The following is a 23562-nucleotide window of genomic DNA, read 5'->3' as shown; positions in this document are numbered from 1 at the left end:
TCTTGTTTTTTGAAGGCAATTGCAGTCCTATCAGCGCCCATCCGCATAAGGATCCGCCCTTGCCCGATCTTCTCAACCTGATCACCGACATCGAAGGCGTTTCCGTCGGCCACGCCACCGACCTTGCGCTCGGTTCCGGCGTCACAGTCATTGTCTTCGACGCGCCGGCCGTCGCCTCCGGCACGGTGCTCGGCGGCGCGCCGGGCGGGCGCGACACCGGCCTGCTGGACCCGTCGATGACCGTCAACGCCGTCGATGCCTTCGTGCTCTCCGGCGGCTCGGCTTTCGGGCTGGATGCCGCCGGCGGCGTGCAGGCGGGTTTGCGCGAACTCGGCCGCGGCTTCGCGGTCGGGCCGGTGCGCATACCGATCGTGCCGCAGGCGATCCTGATGGACCTGCTGAACGGCGGCGACAAGGATTGGGGCCTGCACTCGCCCTATCGCGACATGGGCTATGCGGCCTTGAAGGCGGCAGCCAAGGGCGCCTTCGCGCTCGGCACCGCGGGTGCCGGCACGGGAGCGACGACGGCCACCTTCAAGGGTGGTCTCGGCTCGGCCAGCGCGGCCAGCAGCGCCGGGCATCGCGTCGCGGCCATCGTCGCGGTCAATGCGCTCGGCTCGGCAACGATCGGCGACGGGCCGCATTTCTGGGCAGCCCCCTTCGAGAGAGACGCGGAATTCGGCGGGCTCGGCATGCCTGCGATCGCGGATCACAGGATGCGGCTCAAGGGAATGAATACGCCGGCAACGACGATCGGTGCGGTAGTGACCGACGCGCAGCTGACAAAGGCCGAGGCGCACCGGCTGTCGCTCGCCGGCCATGACGGCCTTGCCCGGGCGCTGCTGCCGGCGCACCTGCCGCTCGACGGCGACACCGTTTTTGCCGCTTCGACGGCCAGGCATCGCCGAGACGACATGGCGAGCCTGATGGAGCTTTGCCATCTTGCCACCATCGTCATGGCGCGGGCGATCGCCCGCGGCGTCTACGCCGCCACCGCGCTGCCGGTCGAGGGCGCGCAAAAGGCGTGGCGTGACCGCTATCCTGAGGGTCAATGATTGAATAGGGTCCAGCCCGGACAGAATGGCGGAGAGACGTGAATGCAGATCCGGGCGCTGATGTATTTCGACGAGCTGGTCAGGACCAATTCGATGCGCCAGGCGGCCGAAAACCTCAATGTCGCGCCGACGGCGATCAGCCGGCAGATCGAAAATCTCGAATCTCATTTCGGCGCACCGCTGGTCGAGCGCAGCTCCCGCGGCGTCAAGCTGACGGCTGCCGGTGAGCTGCTTGCCGCCCACGCCGGCCGCACGCTGCGCGAACTCGATCACGTCCAGCAACTGATCGAAGACCTGAAGGGCCTGCAACACGGCCATGTCAGCATCTATGCCAACGGCGCCACACTCACCAGTCTGCTGGCGCCGGTGCTCGCGGAATTCAGCCTGAAATATCCGAAGCTGCGCTTTGCGGTAACGATCAGCAGCGCGCGGCAGGCCGTCGACGCCGTCAGCAGCGCCGAGGCGGATATCGCCGTGACGCTGTTTGCGCCGGTCATGTCAGGCACCAAGGTCCGGCTGCGCTCCGAGATCGCCTATGATCTTATCGTCGCGCCGCAGCATCCGGCTGCTGCTCAGCCCGATATCCGCTTGAGGACACTTGCCGACTACCCGCTGGCGCTACCGGAGCATTCCTTTGGTTTCCGTCAAGCCTTCGATGCGTTGATCGAAAAGGAGGGACTGGAGCTCGATCCCGTTTTCGTCACGAGTTCGATCGAGATGCTGAAGGAGCTTGTCCTCAGCGGGGCTGCCGCCACCTTACTGCCGGCGCTTGCCGTTCGCCGCGAGATCGAAGCTGGCCAGCTGCGCGCCATCCCGCTGACCGGCAAGAGCATCCGCACCCATGTCGATCTCTGCGTCGCGCCCGACCGGCAGTTATCTTTTGCGGCGGCGACCCTGGTCGACTTCATCGAAAACTTCATGCGCGAACGCATGGAGATCAAAGGCTGACGCTTGCATTTGCAGCGGATTTGCTGTGTAGCTATTTTGGCTACACCGGTCATTAAAAATCATCATAATGTGTGCACGGAGTAGGCCGCAGCCTATTGATGAAAGGCCTTCGCCCTAAGCGTGGCCGGACAGGGACACGATGATCAAGGTTTCTTTCGCGCCGTCGGCGCGTTTTACCCGGCAGATTTCCTTCAGGGCTGCGCTTACGGCGGGACTGATGATGGCGGCGATGGCGCCGGCCGAGGCGGCGAAGAGCACCCTTACTCTCGGCATGAGCGTCGAGCCGACCGGCCTCGACCCGACGGTCGCGGCACCGGTGGCGATCGGACAGGTGACCTGGCAGAACGTCTTCGAGGGACTGGTGAGCATCGACCAAGCCGGCAAGGTCCAGCCGCAGCTGGCGAAAAGCTGGGAGATTTCTCCCGATGGCCTGACATATACGTTCAAACTGCAGACCGGCGTCACATTCCATGACGGCGAGATTTTCGATGCCGCCAGCGCCAAATTTTCGCTCGACCGCGCCCGCGGCGCCGATTCGGTCAATCCGCAGAAGCGCTTCTTCGCCTCGATCGCCTCGATCGATACGCCCGATGCCGAAACGCTGGTGCTGCATCTCTCGGCACCGACCGGCAGCCTGATCTATTGGCTCGGCTGGGCGGCTTCTGTGATGGTCGCGCCGAAGACGGCGGCCGGCGACAAGGTGACGCCGGTCGGCACCGGTCCCTTCAAATTCGCCGGCTGGGCGAAGGGCGACAAGGTCGAGTTGGAAAAGAATGCCGACTACTGGAACAAGGCTGCGGCCGCCAAGCTCGACAAGGTGACCTTCCGCTTCATCGCCGATCCGCAGGCGCAGGCGGCTGCGCTGAAATCGGGCGATCTCGATGCCTTTCCGGAATTTGCAGCACCCGAGTTGATGCGTTCCTTCGACGGCGATGCGAGGCTCGTCACCCGGATCGGCAATACCGAGCTCAAGGTCGTCGCCGGCATGAACAATGCCAGGAAGCCGTTCGACGACAAACGCGTGCGCCAGGCGCTGATGATGGCGATCGACCGTAAAGCGGTGATTGACGGCGCGTGGTCGGGCCTTGGCACGCCGATCGGCAGCCACTACACGCCGAACGATCCGGGCTATCAGGATATGACCGACGTGCTTCCCTACGATGTCGGCAAGGCAAAGGCGCTGCTTACTGAGGCCGGCTATCCCAACGGCTTCACCTTCACGATCAAATCGCCGCAGATGGCCTATGCGCCGCGCAGCGCCGAGGTGATGCAGGCGATGTTTGCCGAGATCGGTGTGACGATGACCATCGAGCCGACCGAGTTTCCGGCGAAATGGGTCCAGGACATCATGAAGGACCGCAACTTCGACATGACCATCGTCGCCCATGCCGAGCCGCTCGACATCGACATCTATGGGCGCGATCCCTATTACTTCAACTATAAGAACCCCGTCTTCAACGCGCTGATGAAGAAGGTGCAGGAGACGACCGATCCCACCGCGCAGAATGCGATCTATGGCGAGGCGCAGAAGATCCTCGCCGAGGACGTGCCAGCGCTCTACCTCTTCGTCATGCCGAAACTCGGTGTGTGGGACAGGAAGCTGAAGGGGCTGTGGGAGAACGAGCCGATGCCGTCCAATGTATTGTCCGGGGTTTCGTGGGAGGAGTGAGGCGGGGTTCCAACGGATCGAAAGGCACCGAGATGAGCGAATGGAGGCCGGACAGCGCGACGTTCAATGCCGGTCGCCGCTCTCTCCATCCCTCATTCCTGTCCTCGGGCTCGACCCGAGGGATGTCACAGGAATCCAGCGCGCCCAAGTCCTTGGGCGCAGGAGACTCTCTTGCCTGGGTCCCAGTCATTCACGGCGCAGACGCGCCGTGGCTGGATTCCTGTGACATCCCTCGGGTCGAGCCCGAGGACAGGAATGAGGGCGGATGGCGTGAGGGCTGCACCACGTCGAATGCGTGGTGGGGAGACCATCATGCACGACTTAAAGCCACCTCTGCAGCGCGGCCCGCATGATCGCCCTGCTCGCCCGCCGCTTCGCCGGCCTCCTCGTCACCCTCCTCATCGTCTCGCTGCTGATCTTCGCCGTCATGGATCTCCTACCCGGCGATACCGCCTCGATCATGCTCGGCACTTCGGCAAGCCCGGAGACCTTGGCGGCGCTGCGCCATGATCTCGGGCTCGATCAGCCGCTGATCCTGCGTTACGGGCGATGGCTGGCCGGCATATTTTCGGGCGATCTCGGCCAATCCTACACCTATGGCGTCCCGGTCGCCGGGTTGATCGTCGAGCGGCTGGCGGTGACGCTGCCGCTGGCGCTGTCGGCGGTCGTGCTTTCGGTGGCGATTGCCCTGCCGCTCGGGGTGCTGGCCGCGTCGCGCCGCGGCGGTCCCTTCGACGTCATCGCCACGCTGTTTTCACAGATCAGCATTGCCGTGCCTGCCTTCTGGGTAGCGCTGCTGCTGATCATCCTGTTTTCGACGATGCTCGGGCTGATGCCGGCCGGCGGCTTTCCGGGCTGGAGTGCCGGCCTTCTGCCGGCGTTGCAGGCGCTTGCCATGCCGGCCGTCGCGCTGGCGATGCCGCAGGCCGGCGTGTTGACGCGGGTGGCGCGCTCGGCGGTGCTGGAGACGATGCATGAGGATTTTGCCCGTACTGCCGTCGCCAAAGGACTCTCTCGTAGCGCCGTGCTGTGGCGGCATATCGTGCCGAACGCGCTGATCCCGATCCTCACGATGATCGGGCTGCAATTCACCTTTCTCGTCGCCGGCGCGGTGTTGGTGGAAAACGTCTTCAACCTGCCCGGCCTCGGGCGGCTGGCGCTGCAGGCGCTCGCCCAGCGCGACATCATCGTCATGCAGGATGTAGTGCTGTTCTTCGCCGCCCTCGTCATCATGGTGAATTTCATCGTCGATCTCTCTTATCTCGCGATCGATCCCAGGATGAGAAAGGCGGTTTGAGGCATGGCTCCCGTCATCTCCAGCGCCACTGCCGGCCGCCGCACCCTTAGCCGGCGAATAAGCCTGATTTCCGGAGCCGCGATTATCGGCCTGCTGGTCGCCGTTGGGCTGCTGTCGCTCGTCTGGACGCCGCTACCGCCGGCGAAAATGCAGATCATCCATAAGCTGCAGCCGCCGCTTGCCTTCGGCCTGCTCGGCACCGACCAGTTCGGCCGCGACGTGCTGTCGATGCTGATGGCGGGATGCTGGAATTCGCTGTCGATCGCCATCACCGCGGTTGCGGTCGGCGGGACGCTGGGCTCGATCGCCGGCATTTCTGCGGCGGCGATTCGCGGTCCTTTCGAAGCGCTGCTGATGCGCCTCTGCGACGTCATCTTCGCGCTGCCGCCGATTCTGTCGGCCATGGTGCTCGGCGCCTTTCTCGGGCCCGGGCGTTTCACGGCAATCACCGCGATCGCAGTCTTCATGATCCCGGTCTTTGCACGGGTGACGCTTGCGACCTCGCTGCAGGCCTGGAGCCGCGATTATGTGACGGCGGCGCAGGCACTCGGCAATACGCGCCTGACCATTTCACTGCGCCATGTGCTGCCGAACATCATCAGCCAGATCATTGTGCATGGCGCCATTCAGCTGGGGCTGGCGATCCTGACCGAAGCCGGTCTCAGCTTCCTCGGGCTCGGCATGGCGCCGCCGGCGCCGAGCTGGGGACGGATGCTGGCCGATGCGCAAACCTATCTGGCGCTTGCGCCCTGGCTGGCGATCCTGCCTGGCCTTGCCATCGCGCTCGCCGTCTTCGGTTTCAACATGCTTGGCGACGGCTTGCGCGATCTGCTCGACCCGCGCGAGGCGTGACCCTGATCAGCCGATCGGACGGCGATAGCCGGTCGGCTGCTCGTAGAGCCAGCCGATGCGTTTGACGGCGGCCTCGAAATTCTCGCGCGCCACCGTCATGCTGTGGCCGTTGGCGTGCAGGATGGTTTCCGGATCCTCGAAGACGGCCACATGGCCTTTCCAGAACACCAGGTCGCCGCGGCGGCTTTCGGAACGGTCGATCGGCCGGCCGAGACCGGCTGCCTGCATGTCGGTATCGCGTGGCGCATCTCTGCCCGTCATCAGCATCGCCAGTTGGACAAGACCGGAGCAATCGATGCCAAGGCCGGAGCGCCCGCCCCAGAGATAGGGCGTCTCCAGGAAACGGGCTGCGATCTCGACGTAATCGGCGCCATCGAGCCCGCCGATCGGCTGGACGTGTTTGGCGAAGATCGCGGTTCCATCCTCCAGCACGACATAGCGATTGCCGCGCGCCTCCGCCTCGCCGGCCACATGGACGCGGCTTCCCATGGACAGGATCGCCCGGTGGGGTTTGCGCAGCTCCGGTTCCGGATAGAGGAAGGTGCGCTGGACGGTGACGATATGGGTCGGCGCCATCAGGCCTTGCGACAGGGCCTCTGCGGAGAGATAACCGACATACCCGTCCGAGGCAGCTTTCACCCAGCACCAGCCGTCGGCGCGATCGAACACCGTCACGCCCTCGCCGAGAAGCAGCTCGGTATCGATGCCACGCGCTAGGTCGGGTTCGGGGCGCAAGGCCGCGACCGGAACGGCTATGCGGGCCGGGGCGCCTTCGACGAAGCGCAACGCCTCCACCTTGCCTTCGAGCCCCGCTTCAGCGAGATCCGGCCGATAGGCATGCAGGCGGCGGTCGAGCATCGTCATTGCTATTCCTTTCAGATGGCCTCTCAGAGCGGCAGCCGGCGGGCCTGATCACGGACGAGGTCGCCGAGCTTTTCCAGGTATAGCGCGCCGCCGACCGTGCGCTTGATGATCACGCTGCGCCGGTCGGCATCGTCGCGCACACGGTCGACCAGGCCCATCTCGCCCATCGTGTCCAAGGCGCGGGTAATGACCGGCTTGGTGACCTCAAGCGTCGCGGCAAGCCCGCGCACCGTATGCGGCGGCGGCACCAGGTAAATATGCAGCAGGATCGCCATCTGGCGCAACGTCAAATCGCGGTTATCGTGGCGGACCTGATCGAGTGCCACGCCATGCCAGAGCCCCAGCGCCTGCGAGGCGGTCAGTTCGATCGGCACGGCCCCTCCGGAAAATCGTTACGCTAACGTTTCATTTTCCGGCAGTTGCCATGGACATGCAAGAGGCGGCAGGAATTGCCGCCCGGCAGGGTGAATAAAATTTTAACGATCGGCTGCGCGGGCAAGATGCGACCGCCCCCTCAGCCCTCGTTTGCACCGTCAGCGCAGGCTCTCGCGGATATGATGGAAGAGCGCGCGGATTGCCTGTGCTTCACCGCCACCCGGCGAATGCGGCCGCTCGGACTGGGCCCAGCCGTAAATGTCGAAATGCGCCCAGCTCTTCGTCTTGCCGACGAAACGCTTGAGGAAAAGGGCCGCGGTAATCGCTCCCGCCATGCCGCCGGCCGGCGCGTTGGTGAGATCGGCGAATTTGGCGCGGATATCCTTGTCGTAACCGGAATAGAGCGGCAGCCGCCAGATCGGATCGTCCGTTTCCAGGCTCGCTTCGGTCAGGTCATGCGCCAGATTGGCGTCGTCGGTGAAGAAGGGCGGGAGATCCGGACCCAGCGCGACACGGGCAGCGCCCGTCAGCGTCGCCATGTCGATCAGGAGATCGGGCTCTTCTTCGTCGGCATAGGCAAGCGCATCGGCAAGGATCAGACGGCCTTCGGCATCGGTATTGTCGATCTGGACGGTCAGACCCTTGCGGCTCTTATAGATGTCGCCGGGGCGGAAGGCATTGGAGGAGATCGCATTTTCGACGACCGGGACAATGACGCGCAGATCGACCTTCAGCTTGGCGTCCATGATCATCAGCGCGAGCCCCATGACATTCGCCGCGCCGCCCATGTCCTTCTTCATCAGCAGCATGGAGGCGGCGGGCTTGATGTCGAGGCCGCCGGTATCGAAGCAGACGCCCTTGCCGACAAGGGTCACCTTGCGATGGCCCTTCTTGCCCCAGCGCAGTTCGAGAAGGCGCGGCGCATCGGCACTGGCGCGGCCGACGGTATGAACCAGCGGGAAATTCTGCTCGAGCAGATCGTCGCCCGTGATAACCGATACCTCTGCCTTGTAATGTGCAGCCAAACCACGGAACACGGTTTCGAGCTGGTTCGGCCCCATGTCATTGGTCGGCGTATTGATGAGGTCGCGGGCGAGAAAGACGCCGGCGAGCTGGCGCTTGATGTCGGCACTGTCGGCATCGCGGGGGATCATCAGCGTCGCCGCCGGCGATTTTTCAGACTTGTAGCGGTCGAAACGGTAGCTGCCGAGACCAAAGCCGAGCGCCAGACGATTTGCCGTCAGCGGTGCGGTTTCGATGTGCCAGTCGCCGGCGGGCAGCGCCCGGGCGAGCCTGCCGGTAATGTAAGGCTGCTCGGACGGATTGGTGCCGAGGCCAAAAAGAGCGCCGCCGAGATGGCCTTCGGCCGTCGGGATCAGCAGCAGCGACCCGCTTTCGGCCTTGTAGCCCGCCCTCTGCGCCCAATCGAGCGCGATCGGATCGATCGTGCCGGTCTCGATATGGGCAGGGGTGACGGCAAAGATCGGCAGCGTCGAACCGCCCTTCGTGTTGAAAGGGGTCGGTCTCTCGATAAACTGATAGGGGGCCATGATTGTCCTTCGGCGGTCGTAAGGAATCACTCCTTAACGGTCTGTTAGGGTTAACAGACTATTGCTGGAGCGAAGATTGCGTCAAACCTTTCCCTGTTCCGCTTCGAGGTCAGGCGCCGATTTCGGAATCCAGGGAACGCATCATGCCGGCCTCGCTCACCACCACATTCACCCATCGTCTCCTGCGGGGTGCTGCCGCATCGCTGCTCGTCCTGGCACTTGCCGGCTGCTCGACGACCAAGGATCGGATGACCACTGGCTCGGTGCCGAAGCTTACCAAGCCGGTCGAAGAGATGGACGCCACCGAGCTGCGCTCGGCAACCGACCGCCTCGGTCAGGCCTATGAAAAGAACCCGCGCGATCCGGTCACCGGTGTCAGCTATGCCAATCTGTTGCGCATGAACGGCCGTGATGCGCAGGCGCTCGCCGTGATGCAGCAGGTGGCGATCAGCAATCCCGCCGACCGCAATGTGCTGGCCGCCTACGGCAAGGCGCAGGCGGCGGCCGGCCAATTCCAGCAGGCGCTCGACACGATCGGCCGCGCCCAGACACCGGATCGTCCGGACTGGAAGCTGATTTCGGCCGAAGGCGCGATCCTCGACCAGATGGGCCGGGCAAGCGATGCCCGGCAGCGCTACCGCGACGCACTCGACATCCAGCCGAACGAGCCCTCCATCCTTTCCAATCTCGGCATGTCCTATGTGCTGACCGGCGATCTGCGCACCGCCGAAACCTATCTGCGCTCGGCCGCCGGCCAGCCCACCGCCGACAGCCGCGTCAGGCAGAACCTTGCGCTCGTCGTCGGCCTGCAGGGACGTTTCCCGGAGGCCGAGCAGATCGCGCGGCGCGAACTTTCGCCGCAGCAGGCCGATGCCAATGTCGCCTATCTCCGCGGCATGCTCTCGCAGCAGAACTCCTGGCAGAAGCTTGCCGCCAAGGACAAGACGCCGGGCGCCGCAGACGCCGGCAACACCAACTGACGATGCTTTAGCGGGCGCTCAGGCCTGAAAGTATAAGACGAAGTCCGAGGCCGCCCATGACGGCACCGGCGGCCCAGTCGATCCAGCTCTTCGCCGCGAGGTAGAGCCGCCGCGGATGGCGGGCCGAAAAGGCCAACGCCACGATCGAATACCACCCCGCTTCCACCGCAAAGACGCCGAGCGGCAGCGCGATCATCAGACCGAGCGGCACCGCCCTCGGCAGAAGCGCGGCAAAGAGGCTGGCATAGACGATGATCGTCTTCGGGTTGCTGAGCTGGGTCAAAAGCGCAGTCGTGAAGCTCAGCCTCGGTGCACGATGGCCATCGCCGGCTTCGGAAACTTCCAGCGGCTGCGCAGCGCCTCTCCAGATATTGACGGCGATATAGACGAGGTAGGCACCGCCGGCGACCTTGAGCAGGATATAGAGCCATTCGAACTGCGAGAGCAGCGCCGTCAGACCGGCGAGCGCCAGCACGGCAAAAACCACGCCGCCGCCGCCCATGCCGAGTGCGGCCGCAAGACCGTCCAGCCGTGACCGCGAAATGGCAATCCTGGAGACGACGACGAAGCTCGGGCCGGGGCTCATCGCGCCGACCGCCAGAGCTGCCATGATGCTGATGAAAACGCCTGCGGAAGACATTCCAGACCCCTCGTGAGGGATCGAAGACTACTGCATTATTCCTCAAATCGGAACCGGTTTAGACGGCGGCAAGCCTCAGAACTTGTCCGACACCTGGATGCCGGCCGGGCCGAGAATGACGGCGATCAGCACCGGCAGGAAGAACAGGATCATCGGCACCGTCAGTTTCGGCGGCAGGGCGGCCGCCTTCTTTTCCGCCTCGTTCATGCGCTCGTCACGCCCTTCCTGAGCGAGGACACGCAGCGCCTGCGCCACCGGCGTACCGTAGCGATCGGCCTGGATCAGCGCCTGGGTGACCGAGCGCACCAGTTCGATCTGGGTGCGCGTGGCAAGATTGTCGAGCGCGACGCGGCGATCCGGCAGGAAGGAGAGTTCGGCCGTGGTCAGCACCATCTCCTCGGCAAGCGGCGGCGACTGCTCGCCGAGTTCTTCCGACACACGACGCATCGCCGCCTCGATCGAGATGCCCGATTCGACGCAGATCAGCATCAGATCGAGCGCATCCGGCCAGGCACGTTTGATCGAGTGCTGACGCTTGCCCATGCGGTTCGAGATATAGATGTTCGGCGAGTAGAAGCCGAGATAGCCGATGCCGATAACGGCAAAGACGCGGATGGGCGTGCCCCTGTCGGCGAGATTGCCGAGGCCGAAGACCCAGAAGGTGGCAAGCGCCAGGAAAAGGAAGGGCAGCAGAAAACGCGCCACCAGGAAAGTATTCAGCGCATTCTCCGAGCGAAACCCGGCAGCACGCAGCTTGTTGACCGTATTCTCGTCGACGAGCGCCTTGCGCAGGTTGAAGCGCTCGACGATCTGGCGGACCGAGCGATTGTTCTGGCTCCGGAGCGATGCCTTGCCGGCGCCGGTTTCGGTGTTCATGCGGGCGCGTTCGCGCGCGCGGATCTGCTCGCGCTCGGTCGAAACGGCTTTCATACGCTTGTTGAGATCGCCCCGTTCGAAGAAGGGGACGGCGATCGTATAAAACGTGGCGAAGACCGCGATCGCCACGAGGAGCGCGATCAGCATGCTTGGATTGGTCAGGGTTGCGGCAAGGTCCTGCGACATGGTGCGTCCTTCCGGCTAAATGTCAAAATTGACCATGTTGCGCATGACGAAGATGCCGATCGACATCCAGATCGCCGAGATACCCATGATGAGGTGTCCGCGCGGATCGGTGAAAAGGATCATCATGTAGCTTGGCGACGTCAGATAGACGAGGGTCGCGACGATGAAGGGCAGCGCACCGATGATGACCGCCGACGCCTTGGCTTCCATCGAAAGCGCCGAGACCTTGGCCTTCATCTTCCGGCGCTCGCGCAGCACCTTGGAGAGGTTGCCGATCGCTTCCGACAAATTGCCGCCGGCCTGTGACTGGATGGCGATGACGATGGCGAAGAAGTTCACTTCCTGGAGCGGCATATGGAGCGTCATGCGGGCGCAGGCGTCGGGAATGCTGAGGCCGACCTGCTGTGCCTCGATCACCCGCCGGAACTCGCTCTTGACCGGCTCTGTGCCTTCGGTGGCGATGAGGCGGATCGCATCGTTGAGCGGCAGGCCCGATTTGATCGAGCGGGTGATGACGTCAAGCGCATTGGGGAGCTCGTTGAGGAACTTGTTCTGGCGGCGCTTGATCAGGAAACCGACGATCCAGCGCGGCAGGCCGAGACCGGCGACGACGGCAATACCGATCATCACCATCGGCGACATGCCGATGATGAAGGCCATGAGCAGCAGCACGCAGGCGAAGACGGCACTGATCAGATAGAATCTCCCGACCGTGACCGCCAGACCGGCCTGCACCAGCCGAGATTTCATCGACAGGGTCTTCTTGGTCTTTTCGTGCTGGCGCTTTTCCAGATCCTTGAGATTGTCCTGCACCGATTTCCGGCGCTTCGACATTTCCTGCACCCGGTCTCGGGCAGCCTTGACCTTCACCCGGTCGCTTTCGGCCGATTTGACGCGGTCGATGCGGCTTGCCGATTTCTTGTCGGCCTCGATCCGGGAATACATCAGCGCATAGGCGACCGCCGCCGCGGCGACGGCGGCGAGGACGACAATTGCCAGCACTATCGGATCGAACCCGAACATCTCGCCTAATCCTTCGTTTTCGCTTCCATCGCGTCGAGGGCGGCGGCAAGACGCTTTTCCTCGTTGAAGTAGCGGGCGCGATCCCAGAAATGCGGCTTGCCGACGCCGGTCGACATATGCCGGCCGATCAGGCGGCCGCCGGCATCCTCGCCTTCGATCTCGTAACGCATCAGGTCCTGGGTGATGATGACGTCGCCTTCCATGCCGATCACCTCGGTGATCTGAGTGATGCGGCGCGAACCGTCGCGAAGGCGCGCCGCCTGGACGATCACATCAACCGAGCTGGAGATGATCTCGCGCACCGTCTTTGCCGGCAGGGTGAAGCCGCCCATGGCAATCATCGATTCGATACGGCTCAGGCATTCGCGCGGCGTGTTGGCGTGGATGGTGCCCATCGAGCCGTCGTGACCGGTATTCATCGCCTGCAGCAGGTCGAAAACTTCAGGTCCGCGCACTTCGCCGACGATGATGCGCTCGGGGCGCATACGCAGGCAGTTCTTGACGAGATCGCGCATGGTAATCTCGCCCTCGCCTTCGATATTCGGCGGGCGTGTTTCCAAGCGTACGACATGCGGCTGCTGCAGCTGCAGTTCTGCCGTATCCTCGCAGGTGATGACGCGTTCGTCCCTGTCGATATAGTTTGTGAGGCAGTTCAGCAGCGTCGTCTTGCCCGAGCCGGTGCCGCCCGAAATGACGACATTGCAGCGCACGCGGCCGATGATCTGCAGCACGGTCGCACCCTCAGCCGTGATCGCGCCGAAACGGACGAGCTGATCAAGCGTCAGCTTGTCCTTCTTGAATTTGCGGATGGTGAGTGCCGGCCCGTCGATCGACAGCGGCGGCGCGATGACGTTGACGCGCGAGCCGTCGGGCAGGCGGGCGTCGCAGATCGGGCTCGATTCGTCGACGCGGCGGCCGACCTGGCTGACGATGCGCTGGCAGATCGAGAGAAGCTGCGCATTGTCGCGGAAGCGGATCTCCGATTCGATCGTCTTGCCGCCGACTTCGATGAACGTCTGGCCGGCGCCGTTGACCATGATGTCGGCGATATCGTCGCGCGCCAGCAACGGCTCCAGCGGACCGTAGCCGAGCACATCGTTGCAGATATCCTCGAGCAGTTCTTCCTGCTCGGAGATCGACATCGCAAAGTTCTTGATGGTGATGATGTCGTTGACGATGTCGCGGATTTCCTCGCGCGCGCTTTCGCCGTCTAGCTTGGAAAGCTGGGAGAGATCGATCGTATCGATCAGCGCGGAAAAGACCTGCGCCTTGGTGTCGTAATATTCGTCGGTGCGAACAGGGCGCTTGCGCTGCGGCGTCTGCATCGGCGGTGGCGTCACCTGCTGGCGTGCCGGCTCACGCGAGGGTTCGACCAGAATGGAGGGAGCAGCGGCCGCAGGGGCGGCAGCCGGAGCCGGCGGCGGGGGAGCAATTGCCCCTCCGACCTTTCCGGAACCTTCATTTCCGCGTTTTCCAAACATGCCGCTTAATCCAATCTGCTTGTTCTGCTTGCTATTTACGCTTCAGGAGGCCCAGCAGGCCGCCCTTCTTCGCCTTCCTTATCGCGACACGGCCGGTGACGACGTGCGATATCTGCGAAAAGGTCTCCGCCGTCGGCGATTTCGGGTCGACCTCCGAGATCATCCGGCCGCTATTGGCAGCGTTGCCGAAAAGATTGATGTCGAAGGGGATGATCGCGATCGGATCGATCTCCAGCGGCTCGCAGAAATCCGACGGTGAAATCTCCGGGCGTTTCGGCATGCCGACTTGGTTGAGGACGAGATGCGGCGGCTTGTCGTTCGGCCGCATCTTGCGCAACGCATCCAGCATGTTCTTGGCATTGCGCAGGTTGGCGAGATCGGGAACCGCGGTGATGACCACTTCGTCGACGCTCGACAGCACCGAGCGTGTCCATTCCGACCATGCATGTGGAACGTCGAGCACGGTGACGGGCGCGCTGCGCTGCAGGACATCGAGCACCGGCTGGAAAGCATGGCCGTCGAAATCATAGGCGCGGTCGAGCAGCGAGGGTGCCGCCAGCAGGGAGAGATGCGCGGAGCATTTCGTCAGCAGACGGTCGAGGAAGACCTCGTCGAGACGATCGGGCGCGAAGACCGCTTCGGCGATGCCGAGCGCCGGATCCTGATCGAAGTCGATGTTCGCCGTGCCATAGGGCAGGTCGAGATCCGCCAGGATCGTCTCGGTGGAGAAGAGGTTGGAAATGCCGAAGGCGCAATTATGCGCGATGGTCGAAGCGCCGGTGCCGCCTTTCGAGCCGATAAAGGCGATGCTGCGGCCGAGCGGCTCGGCTTCGGGATCGACGAAGATCGAAGCCATCGACGCCAGAATATCGGGCATCGCGACGGGCTGGACCATATATTCGGAAATACCGTTGCGGATGAGTTCGCGATAGAGCCCGATATCATTGTAATAGCCGACGATCACCACCTTGGTCGTCGGATCGCAAACGGCGGCGAGCGGCGCCAGTTCACCGAGCAGGCTCCCGGAATTCGCTTTGGTCTCCAGGATGATCAGGTTCGGCGTCGGGGCGCCTGAGAACATATTGGCGGCAGCGGCGATGCCGCCGCTGGTGATGCGCATACTGACCTTCGCCATACGCCGGTCATTGGCGCAGCGTTCCATGACCTGCTGCAGCGCTTCGCTCTCGCAAAAGGCATGCACGGAAATGCGCGGCAGCGGCCGCATATTTTCCAGATCCGCCATGCGCACTGCCTCTTCGGCGTGGCGAAGCTCGCTCGGATTTTTGATTTCGTATTCGATCGCGCTCATCGTCCCGTTCCGTCTCAGAAGCTGCTGTCGCTGCCGGCGACCTCTTCGATCGTCGATGTCGTCGTGCGGTATTCCTGAATCGCATTGTTGCGCCGTTGCGCGTCGATCGGGGTCATGCCGCGCGGCGCCACCAGATCTTCCGGATTGGCAATCTGGGCCGCGAGGTTGTTCTGCGAGGCGCAGCCGAAATTATAGTAATTCTGGTTGGTGAAATCGTTCGAGATGTCCTTCGGCCACTGGCCGCACTGCGTGGTCACCGCGGTGGTGCCGGTAAAGCTCAGCCGGATCGGCGCCGCGTCGCCGGGGCCGACCGCGGCATAGGAGGTGTTGACGATTTTCGAGCTTGCAATTCCCCTCCTCGCCAGCTCGGCCCGGACCTGATCGCGCAGCTGATAGGCGGCGGCCGAATTCGGCGAACCCTGCGGCGACAGTACGTAAACCGGACCCGAGGCGCGGGCCATGTAGTTTGCGGCAAAGCCGCGGATGAGGTCGCGTTGGGCGCTGGTCAGGCGGCGATCGGTGGAAGCCACCGGTATGTCGACCGTCTGTTCCGCTTCGGTCACGATGATCGGGTGGCGGGCACGATAGTCGTCGGGAATGCCGCCTGTTGTCAGCTGGTCGTGCGGACCGGCGCATCCGGAAAGGATCACCGCCGAGAAGCCGGCTGCGGCCAGCAGCGCCTTCGAGAGTCCGAGGCGGGGTGTCGTCGAATTGATATGGGTCATCGCCTGATCTCTGTTCTCTTCCATTGCTGCCGACCGTGCCCCGCTCATTTGTAGATGAACCCGATCGAGCCGTGGAACTGCGCATCGGCCACGGGCGCCTCGCGGCGGCCATAGACCTTGTTGACACGGTTGAGGAAGAAGGTCGCACCGTCGTTTTCGGGGCTGAAATTATCGTCCGGCCGGTTGAGCTGATTGCGCGCCACCGGGCGCACCAGATAGGGCGTCGCGATGATGACGAGCTCGGTTTCCTGACGCTCGAAACCCTTCTGGCGGAACAGCGTACCGAGCAGCGGGATTTTCGAGACGCCGGGCGTGCCGCCCATCGTCTGCGAGACGTTGTCGCGGATCAGGCCGGCCAGCGCGATCGAGCCGCCCGAAGGCAGTTCCACCGAAGTTTCAGCCGAACGGCGCTGATATGTGGCGTTGCCGCTGCCGGCGACCGGTTCGGAGACATTGGTCTTGATCTCAAGGCTGATGCGTCCCGATGAGAGCACGACCGGCTTGAAGGCGAGGTTGATACCGTAGTTGAACGGCACGACGGTGACGTTGCCGTCGTTGTCGGTCGTCGAATAGAGCTGTTGACCGCCGGAATTAAAGGTCGCGGCCTGGCCCGATATCGCCGTCAGCGTCGGCTCGGCAAGCGTCTTGACGACCTTGGCCTGCTCCAGCGCGTTGAGGTAGGTGGAAATGTCGTATTTTCCGATCGAACTCTTGAAGAGCGCCGCTAGGCCGCCGCCAACGACGGATGTGGCGCTGTCGGCGCTGGGGCTGCCGAGCTGGGCGACCGTCATCCCTGAGGAATTGGAAACCAGATTGTCGAACCCGAGTTGCTTCAGCACCTCGCGGCGGACCTCGGCGATCGTCACCTTGAGGGTGACCTGGTCTTCGCCTTCGATCTGCAGCAGGTTGACCACCTGCGACGACTGACGGCCTTCGGCAAAGAGCGCCACCGAGCTGTCGCCGCCGGTGCCGGATGCCGTCTCGGTTCTGGTCGTCGCTTCGCCGCCCTTCAGGAACACCTGCGCCAGATCGGCCGCCTGCGTGGCATCCTGCGGCGTGCGCACGGTGCCGGTCAGCACGATGTTGTCGGAGACGATTTCGACGTTGATGTTGGAGTCTGGAATAAAGCGGCGGAGATTGACTTCAAGGCCGGACACGTCGCGCTCGATCTCGATGTCGAGATTGACGATCTCCTGCCCGCCGGCGCCGAAAACGAAAATATTCGTCTGGCCGACCTTCTTGCCGAACAGGTAGATGCGCCGCGAGGTGCGGGTGACGGCATCGGCCATGGTCGGATCGGAGACGAGGATATCATGTGCATCCTCGGGCAGATCGACGACGACGGCTTTGTTCAGCCCGAGCTTCAGCCGACGGTGGGCATCACGGCCGGTCTGCGAGATGCGGACCAGGTTTTCAGAATCGGCACGCGCCTCGCCTGACCCGAGAAGCGGCGCGAAAAAGGCCGGCGCAATACCGGAGACGCCGACTGCCAGCGAGAGGCAACCTTTCAGGAGAAGCCCGGCGCGCCGCTTTGAATTGCCCATTTGCACGTCCTCTTACTCCGCTTTCGGCGCTGCGCCGGCATCGGTAACGATGGCGCCCGATTTGATGACCTGGATGATCGCACTGCCGTTGTCGCCGCTCAGCAGATAGTCGGCCGCGCTGGTATCCTGCTCTTGCGCATCGGCAACCGAACGCAGCGCCAGCGACAGCCGGTCCGCCATCTGCTGGGCGACGGCGAGGACCTTCGTCTGATCCGGCGTCAACTCGAGCGTGGCGGTCGTTCCCACAACCGATTTCGAGCCGTCATCCTTTTCCTGGATCTGCTGGTCGATGGCGAGGACGCGGACATTGCTCAGCACCGTTTCGGTGATGAGCTTGTTGGCCTCGGTGCCCTTGCGGACCATGATGACATCGACGCGGTCGTTCGGCAGGATGAAACCGCCGGCGCCTGTCGCCACCGATATCTCGGTCGCGACGGCGCGCTTGCCGGCCGGCAAAAGCGAGGAAAGGATGCGGCTGTTGGAATCGGCGACCTTTTCCGGCCGGATCGGCTCACCTTCGAAGATCGGCAGGCGCACGACGGCACCCTGCAGATCCTTGATCGCGTCCGGCTTGTCGGCTTCGGTGATCAGGCCCGGGACGACGCCGCCCTGCGGCCAGGGCATCCAATGAACCGTCTGGTCGCTCAGCCTTTCGCCGACCGCCAGATTGCCGGTGGAGACGAGGACGTTGACGGTCGGTTCCTTCTCGATCACCGACTGAACCTGGGTGACGACACCGCCACTACCCGCCATTTGCATCGCCAGGAAGCCGGCGAGACCGGCTGCCACCAGGGCGACAGCTAGGATTATAAGGCGGGCGGGTTTCATAGATCATTCCTCAGGGCACGATATGTTCGCCCTGCAGAATGCTCAGCAATTGGTATAATTATGGTTAATGGAACGCTTACATTTTAAGTTAACAGGCATTTAAAATGCCGTTATTTCAGGCTTTCCAGTGCGGCGAGGAAGAGTGGCGAGGAAGGGAAGGCCATGAATCCGCCGATCGCGATGGCGATGCCATAGGGGATTTTCTTGGCGAGCAGGACCGAATTCGGCACCGGCAGGCCAATGGCGAGGATCGTGTTCGATTGCGCTCTCACCAGCAGGATCAGCAAGGTGATCAAGCCGCCGATCACGGCAACATCGGTCATCAGGAAAAGAAGGGATTCGTTCAAGCCGAACCAGAGCGCGGTGGCGCTCAACAGCTTGGCGTCGCCGCCGCCCATCACATTGAAGGCAAAAAGAGCGAAGCAGGCGGTAAAGGCGATGGCGCCGGCGGCAAGATGCATGCCGATCGCCTGCAAGCCAAGGCCAGACAGCGGCGCGAGAACGAAAAAGGAGGCGATGAGGATCAGGGAAACGCGGTTCGGGATCGTCATGGTGAACAGATCCGAGAAGGCGGCCATGGCTAGGCAGAGGGGCAGTATCACGAAGACTGCAGCTGCGATCATGCGTATACCCGATCCTGATTTGATGCGAAAAGGCTCACGGCCGTTCAGCCTGTGAGCCCGCTCGATAGTTCGGCCAAATCAATGGCCGGTATTATGCGGATGCCGTCGGGCGGCAGCTATGATTAGCCGCCGCTTGCGGTCTGAGCGCCATCCATCTTGGTGCTCAAGCCGTTAAACGTGTTGCCGATCTTGCCGCCGAGGGCCGTTGCGCCGGTGATGAGCGCTACGGAAATGAGAGCGGCGATCAGGCCGTATTCGATTGCGGTCGCGCCGGATTCGTCCTTCAGAAAACGGCTAAAAAGCTTGGTCATGGTAACTCCTAACTCCAGTTGATGTTCAGCACGTCCGCCAACTGTTGCCGTTGATCGGATGACTGCAACCTAGCGAATGGGCGTTTCCATCGGCTTAAGGAAAAGAGTTAACCAGGTGTGAACGAGACAACATGCCTTTGTAGAGTAAGTATTTTCTTGCAGGCTTACCTCAATATTTAACAATATTCCCGCTATTTCACCTGCATTCATCCGGAAATAGCACAGGCTCGACTTCCAACCGCCGCGAGCTTCTCCCGACGCCGCACCAAATTGGGTCATCACGCTTCATTCCGGCACAAGGCGACCAGCTTAAGGCTTCGTTCACCAATTTTTTCCATTCTATGGCGATATTGCGCTGTGATCGTGAAAGAGGACCAAATGTCATCGAGCGGCAAAACCATATTCTTTGCCGGCATGATCGCCGTTTTCGGTGTTACGGGAATTTCCGCGGCCGCAGACGATGACATGCTGCGTGTCTATATGGATCACGCGCGCGTGTTGAAGCTCGACCGCCCTGTCAGCAAGGTCATCGTCGGCAACGCCAAGGTTGCCGATGCGACCGTCGCCGACGCCAAGACGATCGTGCTGACAGGACGCAGTTTCGGCACCACCAATCTGGTGCTGCTCGATGCCGATGGCAATGCCATTCTCGACGAGCGTATTCTGGTGTCGATCGATGAGGGCAATACGGTGCGCGTTTACCGGCAGACCGAACGCTCCGTGCTGTCCTGCACGCCGAACTGCGAGCAGCACGCCCAGCAGGCGGCCGGCGCCACCTCTCCCTGATCGGCTTCCTTCACTTCTTCGGCCATTCGTTAAAATCGTCGCGTCAGACTGAAACGGAAAATCAACGAACGGACCCTAGTGTGGCGAACAGAGAATGTCGCTCGGGTCCAGGCAATGACGGCAATTGATCAGAAGACGGAAAAGGCGCACTCCCCAGCGCCGTTCCGATTCTTGCGGTTTCGCGCTCTCGCCCGCTCACGCGAAGGGGCTGCGGCGATCGAATTCGCCTTGCTCGCCATTCCCTATTTCCTGGTGATCTTCGCCATCCTCGAAACCTTCGTCGCCTTTGCCGCCGAGGAACTCGTTTCCAACGCCGTCGATACGATGAGCCGCAAGATGCGAACCGGGCAAATCACCTATAATCTCGGCCGCACGACCGATATGAACAAGACGCAGTTCCGTCAGGCTTTCTGCGATGAAATCTCGATTCTGATCCGCTGCTCGACGAGCGAAGTGGCGACGCCGAGCAAGCTCTACGTGGATGTGCAGACGTTCAGCACCTTCTCGGCCATTCCGACGACGATTCCCAAACTTTCCACCGCCAAATATGCCGACATCAATACGGCAGCCTTCAAATATACGCCGGGCGGCGCCGGCACCATCAACATGGTTCGCGCCTACTACCGCTGGGAAATCATCACGGATCTGGTCCGGCCTTACATCACGACGATACGGCCTTCCGATGGTTCGATGCCGAATTATTATCTGATCGTCGCAACCGCGGCCTTCCAGAACGAGCAGTATCCATAATGGCGCTTCGCAACCCGTTCACCAGGCTGGTATTGACGGCGCGACGGCTGGCCCGAGACCGCAAGGGCGCCGGAGCGATCGAATTCGCGATCCTCTTCCCCGTGCTCGTCATGCTCTATATCGGCGCTTTCGAGATCACAATCGGCCTCAGCGTCAGCAAGCGGGTGACACGCGCCGCAGGAACGGTGGCCGACCTCGTCACCCAGCAGCAATCCGTCACGAAGAGCGCGCTCGCGCAGATGCCGTCGGTCGCAAACTCGATCTTCGTGCCCTATAACTCGACGTCGCTTACATTGAAGATCACCGGGATCACCGTCGACGCCGGCGCCAATGCGAAGGTGCTCTGGTCCTGGGCGCAGGATGGCACGGCGCCCTATGCCAAGAACACCGCAGTGTCCAACGTGCCGTCCGATATGAAGACGGCGAACAGCTTCCTGGTTCGCACCGAACTCAGCATCCCCTATACGATGTTCCTGTTTGCCCCGAACTTCATGCCGGACGGCATGCGCACGATCACCATCAGCCGCAACTATTTCTACCGCCAGCGGCAAGGCGACTCGATACCCTGCGGCGACTGCTGACACCACTTTTGCCTCACCTCGAATTTGCCAAGCCGGCCGCAGCATTATATGGCTGAACCTCTGCCGCCTCTGACATTTCCAGGGCCGGCGATCGGCTCTCTCGGGTGTAAAATGGCGCGTGCCTTTCTTTTCGTTCTGGATTCCTTCGGCGTCGGCGGCGCGCCGGATGCGGCGGCCTATGGCGACGAGGGCGCCGATACGCTCGGCCATATTGCCGAGTTCTGCGCCGCCGGCGCGGGAGACCGCGCCGGATTGCGCAGCGGGCCGCTTTCCCTGCCCAACCTGTCGGAACTCGGGCTGATGCAGATTGCCCGCTCCGCCTCCGGACGGTTTCCGGCCGGCATGCCAATTCCGGAAAAGGTCTACGGCATTTACGGCGCCGCTACCGAAATCTCCCGCGGCAAGGATACGCCATCAGGCCATTGGGAAATCGCGGGAACACCCGTCAGTTTCGATTGGGGTTATTTCCCGACGGAGGGCGACGCCTTTCCCGCGGAGCTCATCGAGGCACTCTGCAAGGAGACAGGCGTGCCGGGCATTCTCGGCAACTGCCATGCTTCCGGAACGGAGATCATCGCCCGGCTCGGCGAGGAGCATATCCGCACCGGCAAGCCGATCTGCTACACCTCCTCGGATTCAGTCTTCCAGGTGGCGGCGCATGAGCTGCATTTCGGCCTCGATCGCCTGCTCGCCTTCTGCGGCACTGCCCGCGGACTGCTCGATCCCTATAATATCGGCCGCGTCATCGCCCGGCCCTTCGTCGGTCACTCCAGCCCTACCTTCCAGCGCACCGGAAACCGGCGCGACTTCTCGGTGCTGCCGCCGGAGCCGACGCTGCTCGACCGGCTGATCGAACATGGCCGGCAGGTGCACGCCGTGGGAAAGATCGGCGACATCTTCGCGCATCAAGGGATTTCGCGCCTCATCAAGGCGAACGGCAACGAGGCGCTGATGGATGCGTCGCTTGCCGCCATCGACGAGGCCGACGACGGCGATCTCGTGTTCACCAATTTTGTCGATTTCGACATGATGTACGGCCATCGCCGCGATGTGCCGGGTTATGCCGCGGCGCTCGAAGCCTTCGATGCACGCTTGGCCGAAGTCCATAAGAAATTGAAGCCGGGCGATCTCGTCGTGCTGACCGCCGACCACGGCTGCGACCCGACCTGGCGCGGCACGGACCATACGCGCGAGCGGGTGCCCGTCATCGCCTACGGCCCCGGCATCCGGTCGCGTTCGATCGGCGTGCGCCGCAGCTATGCCGATATTGGTGAAAGCATCGCGCGCCATCTCGGCATCCCGGCCGGACCGCATGGAAGGAATTTTCTGTGACATCGCATTTGAAGAAGGTCGAGCTGCACTGCCATCTGGAGGGTGCAGCACCTCCTGAACTGACCGAAGCGCAGGCACGCAAATACGGTGTCGATATCAGCGGCGAGCTGCGCAGCGGAGCCTACGTCTGGCATGATTTCGCAAGCTTCCTCGAATGTTATGACAAGGTTTCCGAGGTCTACAGGACCGAGGAGGACTATGCGCTCCTGACTGAAACCTATCTCGACGAACTCGCCGGTATCCATACGATCTACAGCGAACTGATCGTTTCTCCCGACCACGGCAAACGCATCGGTCTCGGCGCCGACGCCTATATATCAGGTGTCTGCGAAGGCATCCGGCGGGCCAGGGAAAAGAGCGGCATCGAGGCGCGGCTGATCGTCACCGGCGAGCGGCATTTCGGCCCGGAGAGCGTGATCGGTGCTGCCGAATATGCGGCAAAAGCCGGCAATCCCTTGATCACCGGCTTCAACCTTGCCGGCGAAGAGCGCATGGGCCGCGTCGCCGACTATAGCAGGGCCTTCGATATCGCCCGCGATGCCGGACTGGGGCTCACCATCCATGCCGGCGAGGTCTGCGGCGCCTTCAGCGTCGCCGACGCGCTCGATGCTGTGCGCCCTGCACGCATCGGCCATGGCGTACGCGCCATCGAGAATCTCGATCTGGTGAAGCGGCTAGCCGATCTCGGCACCGTGCTCGAGATCTGCCCGGGCTCCAATATCGCGCTCGGGGTCTTTCCCGATTTCGGCTCCCATCCGCTGCGCCGGCTGAAGGAAGCCGGCGTGCGGGTGACGATCAGCTCGGACGATCCGCCTTTCTTTCACACCTCGCTTGCGCGGGAATACGAACTTGCCGCCGAGGCTTTCGGCTTCAGCGACGCCGAGATCGATGCCATGACGCGAACGGCGATCGAGGCGGCCTTCGTCGACGAAGAGACACGCAAAGTCCTGCTCGCCCGGCTTTGAGAGCCAAATGCT

The 23562-nt window shown here is 62.6% G+C and carries 24 protein-coding genes; 11 read left to right on the top strand and 13 right to left on the bottom strand.

What is annotated here, in order from left to right; translation table 11 throughout:
• Positions 1–59: 59 nt before the first annotated feature.
• The 5 genes from AMK05_RS01325 (at position 60) to AMK05_RS01305 (ending at position 5821) form a co-directional block, all read left to right on the top strand.
• The gene (locus AMK05_RS01325) at positions 60–1055 is read left to right on the top strand and encodes a P1 family peptidase (protein WP_064835853.1); all 996 of its coding nucleotides are present in this window, start codon (positions 60–62) and stop codon (positions 1053–1055) included.
• A gap of 42 nt (positions 1056–1097) precedes the next feature.
• Positions 1098–2003 carry a LysR family transcriptional regulator gene (locus AMK05_RS01320; protein ID WP_064835851.1) on the top strand — a complete coding sequence of 302 codons (906 nt, stop codon included), beginning with the start codon at positions 1098–1100 and terminating at the stop codon, positions 2001–2003.
• 139 nt (positions 2004–2142) lie between these two features.
• Positions 2143–3672 carry an ABC transporter substrate-binding protein gene (locus tag AMK05_RS01315; RefSeq protein WP_064835849.1) on the top strand — a complete coding sequence of 510 codons (1530 nt, stop codon included), beginning with the start codon at positions 2143–2145 and terminating at the stop codon, positions 3670–3672.
• 349 nt (positions 3673–4021) lie between these two features.
• Positions 4022–4969 carry an ABC transporter permease gene (locus AMK05_RS01310; RefSeq protein ID WP_064835847.1) on the top strand — a complete coding sequence of 316 codons (948 nt, stop codon included), beginning with the start codon at positions 4022–4024 and terminating at the stop codon, positions 4967–4969.
• Positions 4970–4972: 3 nt separating this feature from the next.
• Complete coding sequence (locus AMK05_RS01305; protein WP_064835845.1) at positions 4973–5821, top strand: ABC transporter permease; 849 nt, start codon at positions 4973–4975, stop codon at positions 5819–5821.
• 6 nt (positions 5822–5827) lie between these two features.
• Here AMK05_RS01305 and AMK05_RS01300 read toward each other — a convergent pair whose 3' ends face one another.
• The 3 genes from AMK05_RS01300 to AMK05_RS01290 form a co-directional block, all read right to left on the bottom strand.
• A complete protein-coding gene (locus tag AMK05_RS01300) occupies positions 5828–6685 on the bottom strand; it encodes a C40 family peptidase (RefSeq protein WP_064835843.1) in 858 nt (285 codons plus the stop codon).
• Positions 6686–6708: 23 nt separating this feature from the next.
• On the bottom strand, positions 6709–7059 hold the full coding sequence (locus AMK05_RS01295) for a MarR family transcriptional regulator (RefSeq protein ID WP_064835841.1): 351 nt from the start codon (positions 7057–7059) through the stop codon (positions 6709–6711).
• 159 nt (positions 7060–7218) lie between these two features.
• On the bottom strand, positions 7219–8610 hold the full coding sequence (locus AMK05_RS01290; protein WP_064835839.1) for a leucyl aminopeptidase family protein: 1392 nt from the start codon (positions 8608–8610) through the stop codon (positions 7219–7221).
• A 143-nt stretch (positions 8611–8753) separates the two neighbouring features.
• Here AMK05_RS01290 and AMK05_RS01285 point away from each other — a divergent pair, with 143 nt between their 5' ends.
• Complete coding sequence (locus AMK05_RS01285; RefSeq protein WP_064835837.1) at positions 8754–9590, top strand: tetratricopeptide repeat protein; 837 nt, start codon at positions 8754–8756, stop codon at positions 9588–9590.
• Between the two features lie 7 nt (positions 9591–9597).
• On the opposite strand, the gene AMK05_RS01280 is transcribed toward AMK05_RS01285, so the two are convergent.
• The 10 genes from AMK05_RS01280 to AMK05_RS01235 all read right to left on the bottom strand — a co-directional run bounded on the left by AMK05_RS01280 (position 9598) and on the right by AMK05_RS01235 (position 19136).
• A complete protein-coding gene (locus AMK05_RS01280) occupies positions 9598–10230 on the bottom strand; it encodes a LysE family translocator (RefSeq protein ID WP_064835835.1) in 633 nt (210 codons plus the stop codon).
• A 75-nt stretch (positions 10231–10305) separates the two neighbouring features.
• Positions 10306–11292, bottom strand: a complete 987-nt coding sequence (locus AMK05_RS01275; RefSeq protein WP_064835833.1) for a type II secretion system F family protein — start codon at positions 11290–11292, stop codon at positions 10306–10308.
• Positions 11293–11307: 15 nt separating this feature from the next.
• A complete protein-coding gene (locus tag AMK05_RS01270) occupies positions 11308–12315 on the bottom strand; it encodes a type II secretion system F family protein (RefSeq protein ID WP_064835831.1) in 1008 nt (335 codons plus the stop codon).
• A 5-nt stretch (positions 12316–12320) separates the two neighbouring features.
• Entirely contained in the window at positions 12321–13796 is a 1476-nt protein-coding gene (locus AMK05_RS01265) for a CpaF family protein (RefSeq protein ID WP_064835829.1), read from the bottom strand.
• Between the two features lie 31 nt (positions 13797–13827).
• Entirely contained in the window at positions 13828–15105 is a 1278-nt protein-coding gene (locus tag AMK05_RS01260; protein WP_064835828.1) for an AAA family ATPase, read from the bottom strand.
• 14 nt (positions 15106–15119) lie between these two features.
• Positions 15120–15878 carry a CpaD family pilus assembly protein gene (locus AMK05_RS01255; RefSeq protein WP_082935605.1) on the bottom strand — a complete coding sequence of 253 codons (759 nt, stop codon included), beginning with the start codon at positions 15876–15878 and terminating at the stop codon, positions 15120–15122.
• Positions 15875–17374, bottom strand: coding sequence for a type II and III secretion system protein family protein (locus AMK05_RS01250; RefSeq protein WP_064835825.1), 1500 nt, complete (start codon positions 17372–17374; stop codon positions 15875–15877). Before AMK05_RS01250 ends, AMK05_RS01255 begins: the two co-directional genes overlap by 4 nt.
• A 12-nt stretch (positions 17375–17386) precedes the next feature.
• Positions 17387–18202, bottom strand: a complete 816-nt coding sequence (cpaB, locus tag AMK05_RS01245) for a Flp pilus assembly protein CpaB (RefSeq protein WP_064835823.1) — start codon at positions 18200–18202, stop codon at positions 17387–17389.
• A gap of 110 nt (positions 18203–18312) precedes the next feature.
• A complete protein-coding gene (locus AMK05_RS01240) occupies positions 18313–18825 on the bottom strand; it encodes an A24 family peptidase (RefSeq protein WP_064835821.1) in 513 nt (170 codons plus the stop codon).
• A 122-nt stretch (positions 18826–18947) separates the two neighbouring features.
• A complete protein-coding gene (locus tag AMK05_RS01235) occupies positions 18948–19136 on the bottom strand; it encodes a Flp family type IVb pilin (RefSeq protein WP_003571085.1) in 189 nt (62 codons plus the stop codon).
• Positions 19137–19514: 378 nt separating this feature from the next.
• Between AMK05_RS01235 and AMK05_RS01230 the strand changes: the two genes are divergently transcribed.
• The 5 genes from AMK05_RS01230 (at position 19515) to AMK05_RS01210 (ending at position 23550) form a co-directional block, all read left to right on the top strand.
• A complete protein-coding gene (locus AMK05_RS01230; RefSeq protein ID WP_064835819.1) occupies positions 19515–19922 on the top strand; it encodes a pilus assembly protein N-terminal domain-containing protein in 408 nt (135 codons plus the stop codon).
• Positions 19923–20036: 114 nt separating this feature from the next.
• Entirely contained in the window at positions 20037–20672 is a 636-nt protein-coding gene (locus tag AMK05_RS01225; RefSeq protein WP_064835817.1) for a TadE/TadG family type IV pilus assembly protein, read from the top strand.
• The gene (locus AMK05_RS01220; protein WP_064835814.1) at positions 20672–21253 is read left to right on the top strand and encodes a TadE/TadG family type IV pilus assembly protein; all 582 of its coding nucleotides are present in this window, start codon (positions 20672–20674) and stop codon (positions 21251–21253) included. The genes AMK05_RS01225 and AMK05_RS01220 overlap by 1 nt, the downstream gene beginning before the upstream one ends.
• 111 nt (positions 21254–21364) lie before the next feature.
• Complete coding sequence (locus AMK05_RS01215; RefSeq protein WP_064835812.1) at positions 21365–22585, top strand: phosphopentomutase; 1221 nt, start codon at positions 21365–21367, stop codon at positions 22583–22585.
• On the top strand, positions 22582–23550 hold the full coding sequence (locus AMK05_RS01210) for an adenosine deaminase (protein ID WP_064835810.1): 969 nt from the start codon (positions 22582–22584) through the stop codon (positions 23548–23550). Before AMK05_RS01215 ends, AMK05_RS01210 begins: the two co-directional genes overlap by 4 nt.
• The last annotated feature ends 12 nt before the right edge of the window (positions 23551–23562 follow it).

The sequence above is a fragment of the Rhizobium sp. N324 genome (assembly GCF_001664485.1).
Taxonomy (GTDB): Bacteria; Pseudomonadota; Alphaproteobacteria; order Rhizobiales; family Rhizobiaceae; genus Rhizobium.
The sequence above is the reverse complement of the archived record's forward strand: the minus strand, read 5'-3'. Positions and strand labels throughout refer to the sequence as shown.